This window comes from Actinomadura roseirufa, from assembly GCF_900659635.1.
Lineage (GTDB): Bacteria > Actinomycetota > Actinomycetes > Streptosporangiales > Streptosporangiaceae > Spirillospora > Spirillospora roseirufa.
In genome coordinates this window covers 1-1894 of record NZ_CAACVB010000539.1, presented here as the reverse complement: position 1 = coordinate 1894, position 1894 = coordinate 1, and the positions used below count along the sequence as shown (strand labels likewise).

Here is a 1894-nt window from a genome sequence, read left to right as displayed (position 1 = left end):
CGCCGTGCGGCGCCCGGCGCGCGCGTGCCGTGCCGTGGAGCGCCGGCGCGCGCGCCGCCCGCCCCCGTGCCTGGTCCCGTGCCCGCTCGCGATGCCATAGCGAGCCATTGTCACGTACTCGCCGGGATGCCATGGACGGAACGGCCGATACCCGCGTGGCGCGGGGGCGCTCCCCCGCCGTCCGGACGCCGCCCCCCATTGCGATCTTCGAACACGCGTTCCATACTGACCGGGCGGGAATGATTCGTTCACATGTTCGAGGGGAGTGGGCGTGCGCTGGGACCACCTGCGGCTGGCGGGCGAGGACGCGGGGGCGGGGCTGCCGCTGGTCGAGCGGGGCGCGGTGGCGCGCACGGTCGACACCCCGGGCTTTCGCGGGATGACCTTCTACGAGGTGCGGGCTAAGTCGGTGATCAACCGGGTGCCCGCGGCGTCGCGGGTGCCGTTCGAGTGGACGGTCAACCCCTACCGGGGCTGCTCGCACGCCTGCGTGTACTGCTTCGCCCGCAAGACCCACGAGTACCTGGACCTGGACTCGGGCGCGGACTTCGACTCGCGGATCGTGGTGAAGGTCAACGCCGCCGAGCGGCTGCGAGCCGAGCTGGCGGCGCCGCGGTGGCGGGGCGGGCACATCGCGATGGGCACCAACGTCGACTGTTACCAGCGGGCGGAGGGCCGCTACCGGCTGATGCCGGGGATCCTGGAGGCGCTGGCGGGCGCGGCCAACCCGTTCTCGATCCTGACCAAGGGGGCGTTGATCCTGCGGGACCTGCCGCTGCTGGTGGAGGCGGCCGGGCGCACGCAGGTCGGGGTGGCGGTGTCGGTGGGGTTCCTGGAGGAGGATCTGTGGCGCCTGGCCGAGCCGGGGACGCCCGCGCCGCGGCGGCGCCTGGAGGTGTGCGCGGCGCTCAACGAGGCGGGGGTGGGCTGCGGGGTGCTGATGGGCCCGGTCCTGCCGTTCCTGGGCGACTCCCCCGCGCAGCTGGAGGCGGCGGTGCGGCGGATCGCCGAGGCGGGCGCGACGTGGGTGTCGGCGATCCCGCTGCACCTGCGGCCGGGGGCGCGCGAGTGGTTCCTGGCGTGGCTGCGCGAGCATCATCCGCGGCTGGTCCCGGCGTATGCGCGCCTGTACGGGGGCCGCGCCTACGCTCCGCGCTCCTATCAGGAGCGGATCACGGCTCAGGTGCGGGAGCTGGCCGCCCGGTACGGGCTGGACCGCTCCCCGCCGCCGGCCGCGCACCGTCCCGTCCCGCCGCCTCCGGGTGACGGCGCGCAGCAGCTGTCCCTGCTGTGACACCGCGGCGCCGTTCCCGGTGCCCGTTCGGCGGGGGCCGGGCCGGGACGCCGCCGCCGCCACGTTTGGCACCCTGTGTCAGAAAGTGGGCCGAGTGTCATAATTTATCCTCGATGCGTGATCAGCGGGAAGAGGCCGGGGCTGCGGGAGCGGACGCGGCGGGCGGTGCGCGCCGAGCTGGCGGAGCTGGCGATGGGGCTGTTCGCCGAGCGCGGCTACGCCGCCACCACGGTGGAGGACATCGCCGCGGCGGCGGGGCTGTCCAAGCGCAGCTTCTTCCGCTATTTCCCGTCCAAGGAGGACGTGGTGTTCGGCGACGCCGGGGACGTGGCGGGGCGGGTCGCGGCCGCCGTGCGCGAGCGTCCGGCCGGTGAGGCGCCGTGGGCGTGCCTGCGCGCGGTGCTGCGCGAGTGGCAGGGCCCGATCCACGACGCGCGGCGTGGCGTGGCGGCGCTGCGGCTGATCGAGGCGACGCCGGTGCTGCGGGCGCGGCTGCACCGCGAGCGCGAGGAGCTGCTCGGGCAGGTCGCCGCGGCGCTGCGGGAGCGCCCTGGGGCGGCGCTGGACGCCTTCACCGCCGATCTGCTGACGGCGGCGGCG

At 75.4% G+C, this 1894-nt stretch carries 2 protein-coding genes; both read left to right on the top strand.

The window, feature by feature from the left end; genetic code table 11:
* Positions 1-271 precede the first annotated feature (271 nt).
* A complete protein-coding gene (locus E1291_RS41235; RefSeq protein WP_207401263.1) occupies positions 272-1294 on the top strand; it encodes an Rv2578c family radical SAM protein in 1023 nt (340 codons plus the stop codon).
* A 117-nt stretch (positions 1295-1411) separates the two neighbouring features.
* Positions 1412-1894, top strand: a 483-nt coding sequence (locus E1291_RS41230; RefSeq protein WP_242614698.1) for a TetR family transcriptional regulator, incomplete at its 3' end; no start/stop codon positions are given.